Here is a 14,798-nt window from a genome sequence, read left to right as displayed (position 1 = left end):
CCGCCATCAAAGCACGGGACCGCTACATAACCGGCACAACGTCAGGCGCGCCGAGCCGGGCGGCGTCGGCCGTGGCGTCGTCTGGCTGCTCTTGGGATTCGCGTTCAGCGGCGATGCGCGCGGCATAGTGCTCAACCTCACGCTTGACCTGTTCCTCGGTCCAGCCGAGCACCGGGGCGATCAGTCGCGCGGTGGGTTCGGCCGCGCTGACGCCGCGGTCGAACGTCTCGATGGAGACGCGGAGGCGGCGCGACAGGACGTCGTCCAGGTGCAGGGCGCCTTCGAACTGGGCCGCATACACGACCTCGGCCTTAAGGTAATCCTCCGCGCCGGGCAGGGGCTCCGAAAGCTCGTGCTGCTCGGACATCAAGTCCAGCACTTCGTCGATCAACGAGCCGTAGCGGCGCAGCAGGTGTTCCACTCGGGCGACGTGCAGTCCGCTCCGTGCGGCGATGCGCGAACGGTTGTTCCACAGCGCTTGGTAGCCGTCCGCGCCGAGCAACGGGACGTTCTCGGTGACGGACGCCGGGATGCCGCCACCAAGGCCGTGGACCGCCGCGTCGACGGCGTCCTGGGCCATCACCCGATAGGTCGTGTACTTGCCGCCTGCGACGACCACCAGGCCCGGCACGACGTGCGCCACGATGTGCTCGCGGGAGAGTTTGGAGGTCTCGTCGGACTCGCCGGCCAGCAGGGGGCGCAGCCCGGCGTAGACGCCTTCGACATCAGCTCGGGACAGTGGGACGTTCAGAACCTCATTGACATGATCCAGCAAGTATTGGATGTCAGTTTTGGACGCTGCGGGATGCGCCTTGTCCAGAGTCCACTCGGTGTCAGTGGTCCCGATGATCCAGTGCCGGCCCCAGGGGATGACGAACAGCACAGACTTCTCTGTACGCAGGATCAGTCCGGAAGAGGAGTGGATGCGGTCCTTGGGGACGACCAGGTGGATCCCCTTAGAGGCGCGCACATGGAATCGTCCGCGCTCCCCCACCAGAGCCTGCGTGTCATCCGTCCACACGCCGGTAGCGTTCACCACCTGCTTGGCGCGGATCTCCTGAGTCTTGCCGGTCTCCAGGTCCCGCACGATGACGCCGGTGACGCGTTCGCCTTCGCGCAGGAAGCCCGAGACACGTGCGCGGGACGCTACATGCGCGCCATAGCTTGCGGCGGTGCGCGCGAGGAAGGTGACGTACCGCGCGTCGTCCACCTGCGCGTCGTAGTACTGGATCGCTCCTACTAGCGAAGAACGCTTAAGCGCCGGCGCGATACGCAGGGCACCGCGGCGCGTCAGCTGACGATGCAGCGGGAGCCCTCTGCCGTGGCTGGAGGACGTCGCCATACCGTCGTAGAGCGCGACGCCGGAACCCGCATATACGCGTTCCCAAGCACGTCCCGTCAACGGATACAGAAACGGCACCGGCCGCACCAGGTGCGGTGCCAGGCGCTGCAACAGCAGCCCCCGTTCCTTAAGCGCTTCCCGGACCAGCCCGAAGTCGAGCATCTCCAGGTAACGCAGACCGCCGTGGATGAGTTTGGAGGAGCGGGAGGACGTCCCCGACGCCCAGTCCCGCGCCTCCAACAAACCCACGGACAGGCCCCGGGTCGCGGCGTCCAACGCCGTCCCGGTGCCGACCACACCGCCGCCGACCACCACGACGTCGAGCTCTCGCTCGGCCATCGCAGCCAGCGCCTTCTCCCGCTCCGCCGGTCCCAGCCGCACACTACGCACGACTCAAGCCTGCCCTAAGCGCGGGCCCCACACGCGACCGGGGACGCCACGTCACCCGTGAAGCCGATCACAGGGTGCGCCGACACCAGGAAGGGGTAGCGGGACGGCGAACGGTTCGGGGTTTCGCGGCGAACCGTTCGCGTCTCAAGCGTTCCGCTTCAGGAGCGGAGCGCTCAGGTGGCGACGGTGACCTCGACCCGCTGGAAGCCCTTGAGCTCGGTGTACCCGCAAGTGCCCATGGCACGGCGCAGCGCGCCCGCGAGGTTCATGGTGCCGTCCGGCGAGGAGGAAGGACCGACGAGGATCTCCTCCAGCGTTCCCACTGTGCCGACCGCTGTGCGGTGGCCGCGCGGGACGGAAGCGTGGTGCGCCTCGTTGCCCCAGTGGTAGCCGCGGCCGGGCGCCTCGGCGGCGCGGGCGAGCGGGGAGCCGATCATTACTGCGTCGGCGCCGCAGGCAATCGCCTTGGTGATGTCGCCGGAAACGCCCATAGCGCCGTCCGCGACGACGTGCACATAGCGGCCGCCGGACTCGTCCAGGTAGTCGCGCCGCGCGGCGGCGACGTCGGACACGGCCGAGGCCATGGGGACCGCGATGCCCAGGACGTCACGCGTCGTCTGCGTCGACCCGCCGCCGAAGCCGACGAGGATGCCCGCGGCGCCGGCGCGCATCAGGTGCAGCGCCGCCTGATAGGTGGCGCAACCGCCGACAACCACGGGGATCTCAAGGTCGTAGATGAACTGCTTGAGGTTCAGCGGCTCGGCGTTCGCGGAGACGTGCTCGGCCGACACGGTCGTACCGCGGATGACGAGCATGTCCAGGCCCGCCGATACGGCGACGGAGTGAAACTCCGCTGTGCGCTGCGGCGACAGTGCGCCGGCCACAGTGACACCCGCCGCGCGGACCTCCTTGATACGCGCGGAGATGAGTTCGGCCTGGACCGGCGCGCTGTAGATCTCCTGAAGACGCTTGGTGACGGCGTCCTCGGAGAGTGTGGCGATCTCCTGGAGGAGCGGCTCGGGGTTCTCGTAGCGAGTCCACAGGCCTTCGAGGTTCAGGACGCCGACGCCGCCGAGCTTGCCGATCCGGATCGCGGTGGCCGGAGACACCACGGAGTCCATCGGCGCGACCATGAAGGGCGTGTCGAACCGGTAAGCGTCGATCTGCCAGGCGATGGAGACCTCTTCGGGGTCCCGGGTGCGGCGCGACGGCACTACCGCCACATCGTCGAACCCGTAGGCGCGGCGGCCACGCTTGGCCCGGCCGATCTCGACCTCGGTCACCTGGTCTACCTCAACTTTCGATGGACGTACTTACGGCCCGACGCTATCGCGCCGGGCCGTTGAGTGCTCTATGTGTTCAGCTCTAAGAGTTCAGCGCCACGAATAGCCCGTGTTCAGCGCTTCGAGTAGTTCGGCGCCTCGACGGTCATCTGGACGTCGTGCGGGTGGCTCTCGCGCAGACCCGCCGCGGTGATCCGCACCAGCTGCGCGTCCTGCAACTGCGGGATGGTGTGCGAGCCGCAGTACAGCATCGACTGGCGCAGGCCGCCGATCAGCTGCAACGCGACCGAGGCCAGCGGGCCGCGGTAGGGTACCTGGCCCTCGACACCCTCGGCGATCAGCTTCTCGTCCGAGTCGACCTCGCCCTGGAAGTAGCGGTCCTTCGAGTAGGACTTGTTCTCGCCGCGCGACTGCATCGCGCCCAGGGAACCCATGCCGCGGTAGGACTTGAACTGCTTGCCGTTGATGAACAGCAGCTCGCCGGGCGACTCCTCACAGCCGGCCAGCAGCGAGCCGAGCATCACCGAGTCGGCGCCGGCGGCGATCGCCTTGCCGATGTCGCCGGAGTACTGCAAACCGCCGTCGGCGATCACCGGTACGCCGTGCTCCTTGGCCACCTGCGCCACCTCATACACAGCGGTCACCTGCGGCGCACCGACCCCGGCCACTACGCGCGTAGTGCAGATGGAGCCGGGACCCACGCCGACCTTGACGCCGTCGGCACCGGCCGTGATCAAGTCGTGCGCGCCGGGACCGGTGACCACGTTGCCGCCGATCACGTCGATGTGCGGCGCCTCGGCCTTGACCTTGGCGATCATGTCCAGCTCGACCTTGGAATGGCCGTGCGCGGTGTCCACCACGAGGAAGTCGACACCGGCCGCCACCAGGGCCTGGGCCCGCTCGAAGGAGTCGCCGAGGATGCCGATCGCCGCGCCCACGCGCAGCCGGCCGTTCGCGTCCTTGGTGGCCAGCGGATACTTCTCGCTCTTGTCGAAGTCCTTGACCGTGATCAGGCCGGACAGCCTGCCGTCCGGGGTGACCAGCGGAAGCTTCTCGATCTTGTGCCGGGCCAGGAGTTTCATGGCGTCCTCGCCGCTTATCCCGGCCGGGCCGGTCACCAGCGGCATCGGGGTCATGACCTCGGCCACCCGGCGCGTCTTGTCGACCTCGAACCGCAGGTCGCGGTTGGTGATGATGCCCAGCAGCGTGCCGTCGGGGCCGGTCACCGGCAGGCCGGAGATGCGGTACTTCGCACACAGCGCGTCGACCTCGGCCAGGCTGGCCTCCGGGGCGACCGTCACCGGCTGGGTGACCATGCCCGACTCGGAGCGCTTGACCAGGTCCACCTGCGCCGCCTGGTCGGCGATCGACAGGTTGCGGTGCAGGACGCCCACGCCGCCCTGGCGGGCCATCGCGATGGCCATCCGGGCCTCGGTCACAGTGTCCATCGCGGCGCTGATCAGCGGGATGTTCAGGCGGATGTTGCGCGACAGCCGGGTGCCGGTGTCCACCTCGCTGGGCACCACCTCGGAGTAGGCCGGGACCAGCAGGACGTCGTCGTAGGTGAGGCCGAGGTTCGCGAACTTGGCGGGGAGGCCGGCGTCAGACATGTCACCATCCGAATGTCAAGGGGGACCGATAAGCAATCTTCCCCCAGGAATCCGGCCCGACCAAACCGATCAGTGGATGATCGCCCGGCGCGTGGCCAGGATCACAACGACACAGCACCCCGTACCCCGCGGCCGCCCCCTCGGCACCGCGGCCGCCCCCCGGTCCGCCGTCAGCGGACCAGGCCCCACCGGAACCCGAGCGCGACGGCGTGCGCCCGGTCGGAAGCGCCGAGCTTCTTGAACAGCCTGCGCGCATGGGTCTTCACCGTGTCTTCCGAAAGGAACAGGTCGCGCCCGATCTCGGCGTTGGAGCGGCCGTGGCTCATCCCCTCCAGCACCTGGATCTCCCGGGCGGTCAACGTGGGCACGGCCCCGATCTCGGCCGGCCGCAGCCGCCGCGGCGCCAGCCGCCACGTCGGGTCGGCCAGCGCCTGGCTGACCGTGGCCCGCAGCTCCGCCCGCGAGGCGTCCTTGTGCAGGTAGCCCCGGGCCCCGGTGGCCACCGCGAGCGCCACCCCGTCCAGGTCCTCGGCCATGGTCAGCATGATGACCCGGGCGTTGGGATCGTTGGACAGCAGCCGGCGCACCGTCTCCACCCCGCCCAGCCCCGGCATCCGGACGTCCATCAGGACCAGGTCCGAGCGGTCGGCCGTCCACCGGCGCAGCACCTCCTCGCCACTGTTGGCGGTGGTGACCTTGTCGACGCCGGGCACGGTCGCCACGGCGCGTCGCAGCGTCTCCCGCGCCAGCGGGGAGTCGTCGCAGACTAGGATGGACGTCATTGGTCAAGCCTCCACATTCGTGAGGTTGTGACACCTATTGAGCTTATGGCGGACAGGTCCCCGTAGTCGATGGTTCGCACCGCTTCGCCACCCCTTTAGCAGGCCGCGCCGCGAAGCGCCTCCCCTGCTGGGAAGGCGGGCGGGCGGCGGGCGGGGGCGCTCGCCATCGTCACTCCGAGATGGAAAACGAGCTTCACCCGAAAGCGTTACGCGCTGCGCGATGTTTTTTTCAGACGGCGCTGAGTCGGGATCAAGCCCCGCTCGACGGACTTCGCCTGACGCGGAATCGGGGTCCACGGGCGATCTTCGGGATGGCCTGTGAAGTCGTCGGAGGCCTGGTCGCGGGGGTCGGTGCCGCCTCGCTTGGCTCGGCTCGCGGTGGTGGGGGCTTCCCGGGACGGGTTGCGGTCGGGGGCGGGACCGGTGCTCGGTCCGTTGGTCCGGCCATTCGTCCGGCCATTCGTCGACGCGTTGGCCGGCCCGGTGCCGGGGCCGGTGCCTGGGCCGGCGTTGCCGGGGCTTGCCGGGGCCGCTTTGCCGCCGTCGGCCGCGCCGGCCGCTTTGGCGGCGCCGGCGCTGCCGCCACTGCTTGTGGCGCCCCCACCGCCGCTGCCGCGGCCGTCCCGGTCGGCTCGTGCGCCCCGTCGGCTTCCGCCGCCGCCGCTCTCGTGCGGCCGGCCGGCGTCCAGCGCCCGCACCCACCCCTCATCCGCCCAGCCGTCATCTTCGGGAAACCCGATCACGCTGCCCGCGCCTTTCCTGCCGTCGTCGGATCCGGCCGACGCCCGCCGCCGCCGAGACCCGTGCCATTGCTCACACTCCGTGATCGATTGCGACAACTCAGTGACAATCGACCACGGTTCGGGGCATGATCGGAATGACCGTCCACAGGATCAGGTATTGGACAACTAACACCTGGTTCACCACGAGGTACGGCCGCCGTCGCGGCGCCGATGCAAGTTCCCGACTCTCTCTCAACGGGATCATGCACCCGCCGCGGCGTCGGCCAACACGATGTCGCCGAAGACCACTCCATCTAGCGACTCGCCGTCGGTCGTCCGACAACAGGACGACTGACCTGCGGATTCGCCGGTTTGATGGTCGAGCGAGGAAGGGCTTGCCATGGCCGACGTATCCCGTCTCCCGGGCCCCAACGCGGACTTCTGGGACTGGCAGTTGCGCGGCTCCTGCCGCGGTACCGACAGCGACCTGTTCTTCCACCCAGAGGGCGAGCGCGGACAAGCGCGCACCTCTCGCGAAGAGGCCGCGAAGGAGGTGTGCCTGCACTGCCCGGTATGCAAGCCGTGCCAGGAGCATGCGTTGAAGGTGCACGAGCCTTACGGCGTCTGGGGCGGGATGACCGAGGAGGAGCGCGAGGAGTACTACGCACGTGAGAAGTCGGCGGCGCGGGCGGCGAAGCTCGCGGCACTGGCCGGAGCGAAGAACGGCAAGCCGGTGCGCAAGCCCGCGACGAAGCTGCCGATGAAGGTACAGGTGAAGGCCTCCGGCGCACCGGCTACGGCACCCAGCAACGGGATGACGATGACGCGGCCGGCGAATGCCGCGTCGGCGGCCGGGGCGCGGGCGAAGGCTAAGGCGAAGCAGTAGCGCGGTTGCGCGGCGGCGCGGCAGTGCAGCGGCGTAGTAGCGCGGCGGCGTAGAACCGCAACGGCGCAGTAGCGCGTGCCGGGTGCCTTCGACCGACGAGTCGTCTCCTACGGGTCGTCTGCGTAGTCAGCGAACGCTAAAGGGCGGTCGTATACGGAGAGTTCCGTATACGACCGCCCTTGGCTTCGCCTAAGGGACTTCTCCTAGCGAGAGCCCTTAGCAGCCGCCGACCGTGATGCCTTAGTGGCTGTGGCCGTGGCCGTGCGAGTGGCCGTGGCCCTCGTCTTCCTTCGGCGCCGGCTTCTCGACGACCAGGGTCTCGGTCGTGAGCAGCATCGAGGCGATGGAGGCGGCGTTGGCCAGCGCGGAGCGGGTGACCTTGACCGGGTCGATGACACCGGCGGCGACCAGGTCGACGTACTCGCCGGTGGCGGCGTTCAGGCCGGAGCCGACCGGGAGGTTCGAGACCTTGTCGGTGACGACGTAGCCCTCAAGGCCCGCGTTCTCGGCGATCCAGCGCAGCGGCTCGACGGCCGCGCGGCGCACGACGCGCACGCCGGTCGCCTCGTCGCCGATCAGGCCCAGGTCGCCCTCCAGGACGGAGACCGCGTGCACCAGCGCGGAGCCACCACCGGAGACGATGCCCTCCTCGACCGCGGCGCGGGTCGCGGAGATGGCGTCCTCCAGACGGTGCTTCTTCTCCTTGAGCTCGACCTCGGTGGCCGCGCCGACGCGGATCACGCACACGCCGCCGGCCAGCTTCGCCAGACGCTCCTGGAGCTTCTCGCGGTCCCAGTCCGAGTCGGTGCCGTCGATGGCGGCCTTGATCTGCTTCACGCGGTCGGCCACGGCCGAGCCGTCGCCCGCGCCGTCGACGATCGTGGTGTCGTCCTTGGTGACGGTGACGCGGCGGGCGGTGCCCAGCACCTCGACGCCGACCTGGTCCAGCTTCAGACCGACCTCGGGCGCCACGACCTGCGCACCGGTCAGGATCGCCAGGTCCTCCAGGATCGCCTTGCGGCGGTCGCCGAACGCCGGGGCCTTGACCGCGACGGAGGTGAAGGTGCCGCGGATCTTGTTCACCACCAGGGTGGACAGCGCCTCGCCGTCGACGTCCTCGGCGATGATCAGCAGCGGCTTGCGCGACTGCGCGACCTTCTCCAGCAGCGGCAGCAGCTCGTTCAGGGAGCTGATCTTGCCCTGGTTGATCAGGATGTAGGGGTCCTCCAGGATCGCTTCCATGCGCTCCTGGTCGGTGACCATGTAGGGCGACAGGTAGCCCTTGTCGAACTGCATGCCCTCGGTGAACTCGAGCTCCAGGCCCATGGTGTTCGACTCTTCGACGGTGATGACACCGTCCTTGCCGACCTTGTCCATGGCCTCGGCGATCAGGTCGCCGATCGCCTTGTCCTGCGCCGAGATGGCACCGACCTGGGCGATGGACTCCTTGGTCTCCACCTGCTTGGCGGTGGCCAGCAGCTCCTCGGCCACGGCCTTGACCGCCGCGTCGATACCGCGCTTCAGCGCGATCGGCTGCGCGCCGGCCGCCACGTTGCGCAGGCCCTCGCGCACCATGGCCTGGGCCAGCACGGTGGCGGTGGTCGTGCCGTCGCCGGCGATGTCGTTGGTCTTGGTGGCGACTTCCTTCGCCAGCTGCGCGCCGAGGTTCTCGTAGGGGTCCTCGAGCTCCACCTCACGGGCGATGGTCACGCCGTCGTTGGTGATGGTGGGGGCGCCGAACTTCTTGTCGATGACGACGTTGCGGCCCTTGGGACCGATGGTCACCTTGACCGCGTCCGCCAGCGCGTTGACGCCGCGCTCCAGCTTGCGGCGGGCGTCCTCGTCGAATTCGAGCATCTTCGCCATGAGCGAGTACGTTCCTTGTCTTTAAGAGAAAATCCGCCCCGGCGTCACAGGCCGGGTCCCCGGCCGCCCGGGGCGGATGCAGCTTTGAGGCTGTGCGGCGCGTCGCACCCCCACCTGGGGCGGTGGCCGGGCGACGAGCGGTGTTACTTGTTGACGATCGCGAGCAGGTCGCGCGCCGACAGGACGAGGTACTCCTCGTTGTTGTACTTCACCTCGGTGCCGCCGTACTTGCTGTAGAGGACGATGTCGCCCTCCTTCACGTCGAGCTCGACGCGCTTGCCGTCCTCCCAGCGGCCCGGGCCCACGGCCAGGACGACGCCCTCCTGCGGCTTCTCCTTGGCGGTGTCCGGGATGACCAGACCCGAAGCGGTGGTCTGCTCGGCGTCGAGCGGCTTGACGACGACGCGGTCCTCGAGCGGCTTGATGGCAACGGTAGCCACGGTATGTGACCTTTCGTTCGCGTGACGGATCGGCGATGGGAACTGATTGCGGAACCTGTCGTCGCGGGTGCCAGGGTCCGGCCCGTATCGCGCTGGCACTCTCGGTGCGAGGGTGCCAAAGCGAGATTAGGCGGGGCATTAGCACTCGGTCAAGTGGAGTGCCAAGCGGGCGGGTCGGGCGTGGCGCGGGTGGGATCGGCGGGGCGGTGGCGCGGGCGGCGGTGGGGTGGCGCGGGGTCAGACGTAGTCCTCAAGGCGGGCGAAGGTGTAGCCCTGGTCTTGGACGATGCGGAAGAGGTTGGTCATTAGTTCGTGCATTTCGGGCCAGCCTTTGCCGTTGGCTTTGGGGCCACGGAAGTGGGCTAGCAGGATGTCGCCGGGGCGGAGTTTTTTGTCGGCCGCCTGCCATTGGAAGCCTTGCTTTTGGAAGGAGGCTCGCCAGTAGCAGATGGCTTTGAGGTTGTTTTGTTTGCAGGCTTCTTGGGTGGCCTTGTTGCTGTTGCCGAAGGGGGCTCGAAAAAGGTATGGGGTAGTTTTGTAGGTTTTTTCGAGTTTTTGTTGTTGGCCGGTGATCTCGGCCAGCTGGCGTTGGGGGGTCAGGGTCACCATGTTGGGGTGAGTGAGGGTGTGGTTCTGGATGGTGCAGTAGCCAGTGTCGCGGAGTTTGGCGAAGTATTCGTAGTCGGTGTGGATGAAGGTGTCGGCCAGGAACATGGTGAAGGGGATGCGGAAGTCTTTGACCATTTCGATGAAGGCGGGGTCTTTTTCGGCGCCGTCGTCGATGGTGAGGAAGCAGATTTTCTGGTCGGTGGGGATGTGGTCGATCACCGGGGGGAGGGGGACGTCGGTGTTGACGGGTTTGGTGGCGGGGGGTGGTGGGGCCGGGGCGAAGGGCTTGAGCCCGCCGTATTTGGCCGCGAGGAGGGCGGCGTCGGCGGTTTCGGGGCCTGGCGGGCGGCCGCCGGGGGTGGTCGGGGGTGGGGTGAAGGTCTGCGTCGGGTTGCCGGGCAGTGGGGTCGATGTGTTCGGGGAGGGGGTGTCGCCCTCGCCGTTGTTCTTCTGGGTCGACGGGGAGGAGGAGCCGCAGGCCGCGGCCAGGAGGGCGGGGGCGGCGGTCGCGAAGGCGGCGGCTGTGCGGAGGAAGCGGCGGCGGGAGGGAGCGGGAACCGACAACCCGTGATCTTCGCAGCCACAGCCGATGGGCCGGTCCGGCGCAGAAGCAGGCGCAGGCCCACACTCAGGCCCAAGCCCGGATTCACCCGCCCGCCCCACCGAACTCCCCCGCCGACCCCACCCACCACGCCCATCAAGCCCACCTGGCCGGACCTGCTCCTCGTACGTCACGCGTGTTCCCCAGTCAGTCGCCGTGGGGGTCCGATGCCTGTGCATTCCCCTGAATGAGGACGTCATCACCGGCGTGACAGTTGCCTAATCGGTGGGTGGGGCGAAAGTCATACGTCCAGGCGTTGGAAGATCCAGGTGTGGCCCGGGCGGGTGATGAGGTGGGGCGGGGGTTCGGCGGTGAGGGTGGTGGGGGCCGAGCCCAGGTAGTCGATGATCAGTACTACGCGTTCTTCTTCGGGGGTCTGGGTGCTGTAGGCGTTGTAGGAGGCCACGGCTTCGTCTTGCCAGAGGGGCGGGACGATGATGGCTCGGATCCATTCCTCGACCGCGGGGGCTTTGCCGGGGTGGCAGCGGACTTCCCACATCAGGGTTTGGTTCTTGGTGGTCATCGGGTCACCACGTCCACTACTGGTTGGGAGGAGTCGGCCGGGAAGGTGAGGGGGGAGGGGGTGCGGTCGCGGCGGAGGAGTTCGGAGCCGAGGGCGGCGACCATGGCGCCGTTGTCGGTGCAGAGATGGGGGCGGGGGACCCGGACCTGGATGCCGGCTTTGGCGGCGCGTTCTTCGGCCAGGACTCGGAGGCGGGTGTTGGCCGCTACGCCGCCGCCGATGAGGAGGTGGTCGGCTCCGCGTTCCTTGCAGGCCAGGATGGCTTTGCGGGTGAGGACGTCGACGACTGCTTCCTGGAAGGAGGCTGCCACGTCGGCCACGGGGATCTTGTCGCCGGCGCGTTCGCGGTGTTCGATCCAGCGGGCCACGGCGGTCTTCAGACCGGAGAAGGAGAAGTCGAGGGGGGCGTCGCGGGGGCCGGTGAGGCCGCGAGGGAAGGCGATGGCGTCCGGGTTGCCTTCGCGGGCGGCTTTGTCGATCAAGGGACCGCCGGGGAAGCCGAGGCCGAGGACGCGCGCCACTTTGTCGAAGGCCTCGCCGGCGGCGTCGTCGATGGTCTGGCCCAGGGGTTGGATGTCCTGGGTGACGTCGGGGACGAACAGCAGGGAGGAGTGGCCGCCGGAGACCAGCATGGCGACGCAGCCTTCGGGGAGCGGTCCGTGTTCGAGCTGGTCCACGCAGATGTGGGCGGCCAGGTGGTTCACGCCGTAGATGGGCTTGTCGAGCGCGAGGGCGTAGGCCTTGGCGGCGGCGACGCCGACCAGGAGGGCGCCGGCGAGGCCGGGTCCGGCGGTGACGGCGATGGCGTCGACGTCCTGGAGGGCGACCCCGGCGTCCTTCAGCGCCCGCCGCACGGTCGGCACCATGGCCTCCAAGTGCGCCCGGCTGGCCACTTCGGGCACGACTCCGCCGAACCGCGCGTGCTCGTCGACGCTGGAGGCGACCGCGTCGGCCAGCAGCGTGTTGCCGCGCACGATCCCGACGCCGGTCTCGTCGCAGGAGGTCTCGAAGCCGAGGACCAGGGGTTCGTCCTTCAGAGCGGTCACGCCATTGCCTTCCTCATGATCAGCGCGTCGTGGTTGCCCGGCTGGTAGTAGCCGCGGCGGATCCCGGCGCCTTCGAAGCCGTAGCGGGTGTAGAGGCGCTGCGCGGAGTCGTTGTCGGTGCGCACTTCGAGCCAGACCTCTGTGCATTTCCTGCGTGCGGCCTCCTCCAGGAGGGCTTCGAGCAGGAACGCTCCGAGTCCTTTGCCTTGGTGCGCGCGGTCGACCGCGATGTTCTGTACCCAGCCCTCCGTGGTGTGTGGCGCGGCGCCTGGCTGGGACATCAGGCCCGCGTAGCCCGCGATGTGGCCGTCGACCTCGGCGACTACATAGAAGCGGGAGTGCGGGATGTCCGCGAGTTCGGACCAGAACATCTCCACGGACCATGGGTCCTCGGGGAAGAGGTCCATCTCTATGCGCCGTACCGCCTCGATGTCCCACCAGCGGAAGGGCCGGAGCGTAGCCGTCGTCATTGCCGTCCCCACGCGTCAGCCTGTGGAGACGCGCTTGCGAGTGCTTGGTTCGACGGCGTCCGGACGGCGCAGGTACAGCGGCTCGGGGAAGAGTAGCGAGTCGGGGTCGCTCTTGAGGCGCAGCACTACGAGTTCCGCCAGGGCCGCCGCGGAGGGGTGCCGCGGTTCGATCGCTTGGGGGAACGCCTCTGAATAGAGGACAGCCCCCTCCCCTGCCACTGGCAGGCCGCTCAAGCGATCGGCGATCAGGGCGGGGTGGGCCACGTCCGGCTCTGTGGAGCGGGTCAGGTAGTCGGCGTACTGCGCGTAATAGACCTCTCTGCGCCGCGCATCAGTGGCGACGGCGAAGGGCTCCGCGCTGCGAGCCTGATAGGCGACCACGTCGAGGGTGCAGACCCCGTGCACCGGGATGCCCAGCGAGTCGCCGAGGGCGCGCGCCGTGACCAGGCCGACGCGCAGTCCGGTGAACGGTCCGGGTCCGACGCCCACGGCGATGCCGGTGAGTTCGCCGGGTTTGTGTCCGGCGGCGTCGAGGACGGCGGTGATGCCGGGCGCGAGGAGCTCGCCGGTGCGCCGGGCGTCCACGGTGGTGGACTCGGCGAGGACGGCGGCTCCGTCGTGCAGCGCGACGGTGATGGCCGGGGTGGCGGTGTCGAACGCGAGCAGGAGCACCCGCACAGCCTATCTTTCTGGCACCATACGACCCATGACCAGCCAGCAGCAGAACAGCCCGCGGTCACCGGCGCGGGTGAACCGCTCCCGTGTGAACCCCATGGCCTCGGTCGCGCTGATCACGGCCGCGGCGCTGGTCGGGGTGGGGGTGTTGGCGGTTCAGGCGAACGGGTCGGCGCCGAACAAGAGCGCCACGACGACCATCGACAAGCAGCAGCCGGCGCAGCAGCAGCCGACGGCTCCGTCGACGAACCAGGCGGGGCAGACGGTGACGCCGCCGCCGGATCCGACGGCGCTGCCGGACGACAGCGGCAAGGGCAAGCGGATCGTGTACAGCTTGGCCAAGTCGCGGGTGTGGCTGGTCGGCGCGGACGACAAGCTGCAGATGTCGGCGGCCGCGGTGCCGGGCACGGTGTCGCCGACGCCGGGGACGTACGCGGTGTCGAAGTGGAAGGCCACGGCCAAGGGTGCCGACGGGGCGTCGGTGCAGTACCAGGTGTTGTGGGGGCCCGCGTCGGCGAACACGAAGTTCGCGTTCGACGCGATCGCGTCGTTGGGCGGGGACCAGGTGCCGCAGAAGCCGGCGGCCGGGACGACGACCGGTGGTGTGCGGTTGACGCAGAACGACGCGTTGGCGGTGTGGCAGTTCGCGACGGCCAAGGGGACGCCGACCCAGATCGTGGTGGTGTCGTAGTAACGGCCGGGCAGCCGAGCAGCTGGTCCGCTGGGCCGCTGAACATCGGGCTCGCTGGGCGATCAAGCCTTGAGCGCCGGTAGGTATTAATTACCTACCGGCGCTTCGCTGTTGTCAGTCGACCAGGTCGGCGAGGTCGGCCTCGGTCCAGCGGGTGCCGATGCCTCGGATCGCGACCCAGCGGACGTCGGAATCGCCGGGCTCGTCGAGGTCTTCGGCGAATTCGCGGGCGATGACGATGTCGAGCCGGTCGTCGGTGAGCACTTCGGCTTTGCCCTCGCCCCATTCGACGACGGTGACGGACTCGGCGACGGAGGCGTCGAGGTCCAGGTCGTCGAGTTCGTCGAGGGTGCCGAGGCGGTAGGCGTCGACGTGGACCAGGGGGATGCCGCCGACGGCGATGGAGGGGTGGACGCGGGCGATCACGAATGTCGGTGAGGTGATCGGGCCGCGGACGGCGAGCCCTTCGCCGAGTCCCTGGGTGAGGGTGGTCTTGCCGGCGCCGAGGTCGCCGGTGAGCACGACGAGGTCGCCGGGACGCAGGCGGGCGCCGAGGCGGCGGCCGAGGTCGTGCATGGCGCTCGCGGTGGCGACGGGGGTTTCCAGGACGGGTCCGGGGAGTCCGGGGCCGGCCTGGTCAGGGATCACCGACATGGGTCCACCGTACCGGCCGACGGGGGCGGGGCCGGACAGTCAGGCGGGCAGGCGGGCAGGCGGGCAGGCAAGCGGGCAGGGCAAGCTGGCAGCCGATCGGGCAGCCAGAGCAGGCGGGCCGGACAGTCAGGCGGGCAAGCGGGCAGGCGGGGCAGGCAGCCAGTCCGGCGCACGCCCTGCCTCACACCGCCCGACCTCACGCCGCCCG

The 14,798-nt window shown here is 69.1% G+C and carries 13 protein-coding genes and 1 pseudogene; 2 read left to right on the top strand and 12 right to left on the bottom strand.

Annotated elements, in window-relative coordinates:
* Window positions 1-22: 22 nt before the first annotated feature.
* The 4 genes from ABD481_RS10365 to ABD481_RS10350 all read right to left on the bottom strand — a co-directional run bounded on the left by ABD481_RS10365 (window position 23) and on the right by ABD481_RS10350 (window position 5,407).
* Window positions 23-1,732 carry a glycerol-3-phosphate dehydrogenase/oxidase gene (locus tag ABD481_RS10365; RefSeq protein WP_344665349.1) on the bottom strand — a complete coding sequence of 570 codons (1,710 nt, stop codon included), beginning with the start codon at window positions 1,730-1,732 and terminating at the stop codon, window positions 23-25.
* 173 nt (window positions 1,733-1,905) lie between these two features.
* Window positions 1,906-3,015 carry a GuaB3 family IMP dehydrogenase-related protein gene (locus ABD481_RS10360; protein WP_344665348.1) on the bottom strand — a complete coding sequence of 370 codons (1,110 nt, stop codon included), beginning with the start codon at window positions 3,013-3,015 and terminating at the stop codon, window positions 1,906-1,908.
* A gap of 113 nt (window positions 3,016-3,128) precedes the next feature.
* A complete protein-coding gene (gene guaB, locus ABD481_RS10355) occupies window positions 3,129-4,625 on the bottom strand; it encodes an IMP dehydrogenase (protein ID WP_344665347.1) in 1,497 nt (498 codons plus the stop codon).
* A gap of 170 nt (window positions 4,626-4,795) precedes the next feature.
* Complete coding sequence (locus ABD481_RS10350) at window positions 4,796-5,407, bottom strand: response regulator transcription factor (protein WP_012785233.1); 612 nt, start codon at window positions 5,405-5,407, stop codon at window positions 4,796-4,798.
* A 1,122-nt stretch (window positions 5,408-6,529) separates the two neighbouring features.
* Here ABD481_RS10350 and ABD481_RS10345 point away from each other — a divergent pair.
* A pseudogene (locus tag ABD481_RS10345) lies at window positions 6,530-6,862 on the top strand (WhiB family transcriptional regulator); the annotation flags it as partial.
* A gap of 393 nt (window positions 6,863-7,255) precedes the next feature.
* On the opposite strand, the gene groL reads toward ABD481_RS10345, so the two are convergent.
* The 7 genes from groL to tsaB all read right to left on the bottom strand — a co-directional run bounded on the left by groL (window position 7,256) and on the right by tsaB (window position 13,242).
* Entirely contained in the window at window positions 7,256-8,881 is a 1,626-nt protein-coding gene (groL, locus tag ABD481_RS10340; RefSeq protein ID WP_344665346.1) for a chaperonin GroEL, read from the bottom strand.
* A gap of 143 nt (window positions 8,882-9,024) precedes the next feature.
* Window positions 9,025-9,351 carry a co-chaperone GroES gene (groES, locus tag ABD481_RS10335; protein WP_425559139.1) on the bottom strand — a complete coding sequence of 109 codons (327 nt, stop codon included), beginning with the start codon at window positions 9,349-9,351 and terminating at the stop codon, window positions 9,025-9,027.
* Window positions 9,352-9,558: 207 nt separating this feature from the next.
* A complete protein-coding gene (locus ABD481_RS10330; RefSeq protein ID WP_344665345.1) occupies window positions 9,559-10,494 on the bottom strand; it encodes a polysaccharide deacetylase family protein in 936 nt (311 codons plus the stop codon).
* A 278-nt stretch (window positions 10,495-10,772) separates the two neighbouring features.
* Window positions 10,773-11,054 carry a hypothetical protein gene (locus ABD481_RS10325; protein ID WP_344665344.1) on the bottom strand — a complete coding sequence of 94 codons (282 nt, stop codon included), beginning with the start codon at window positions 11,052-11,054 and terminating at the stop codon, window positions 10,773-10,775.
* Window positions 11,051-12,091, bottom strand: coding sequence for a tRNA (adenosine(37)-N6)-threonylcarbamoyltransferase complex transferase subunit TsaD (tsaD, locus tag ABD481_RS10320; protein WP_344665466.1), 1,041 nt, complete (start codon window positions 12,089-12,091; stop codon window positions 11,051-11,053). Before tsaD ends, ABD481_RS10325 begins: the two co-directional genes overlap by 4 nt.
* 5 nt (window positions 12,092-12,096) lie before the next feature.
* Window positions 12,097-12,570 (bottom strand): ribosomal protein S18-alanine N-acetyltransferase, encoded by a 474-nt coding sequence (gene rimI / locus ABD481_RS10315; protein ID WP_344665343.1) that lies wholly within the window; start codon window positions 12,568-12,570, stop codon window positions 12,097-12,099.
* A 15-nt stretch (window positions 12,571-12,585) separates the two neighbouring features.
* A complete protein-coding gene (tsaB, locus tag ABD481_RS10310) occupies window positions 12,586-13,242 on the bottom strand; it encodes a tRNA (adenosine(37)-N6)-threonylcarbamoyltransferase complex dimerization subunit type 1 TsaB (RefSeq protein WP_344665342.1) in 657 nt (218 codons plus the stop codon).
* A 34-nt stretch (window positions 13,243-13,276) separates the two neighbouring features.
* On the opposite strand from tsaB, the gene ABD481_RS10305 reads away from it, so the two are divergent.
* Complete coding sequence (locus ABD481_RS10305; protein WP_344665341.1) at window positions 13,277-13,936, top strand: hypothetical protein; 660 nt, start codon at window positions 13,277-13,279, stop codon at window positions 13,934-13,936.
* Window positions 13,937-14,050: 114 nt separating this feature from the next.
* On the opposite strand, the gene tsaE is transcribed toward ABD481_RS10305, so the two are convergent.
* Window positions 14,051-14,590, bottom strand: coding sequence for a tRNA (adenosine(37)-N6)-threonylcarbamoyltransferase complex ATPase subunit type 1 TsaE (gene tsaE, locus ABD481_RS10300; protein ID WP_425559137.1), 540 nt, complete (start codon window positions 14,588-14,590; stop codon window positions 14,051-14,053).
* Window positions 14,591-14,798: the final 208 nt, after the last annotated feature.

It is taken from the genome of Catenulispora yoronensis (assembly GCF_039531695.1).
Classification (GTDB): domain Bacteria; phylum Actinomycetota; class Actinomycetes; order Streptomycetales; family Catenulisporaceae; genus Catenulispora; species Catenulispora yoronensis.
The sequence above is the reverse complement of the archived record's forward strand: the minus strand, read 5'-3'. Positions and strand labels throughout refer to the sequence as shown.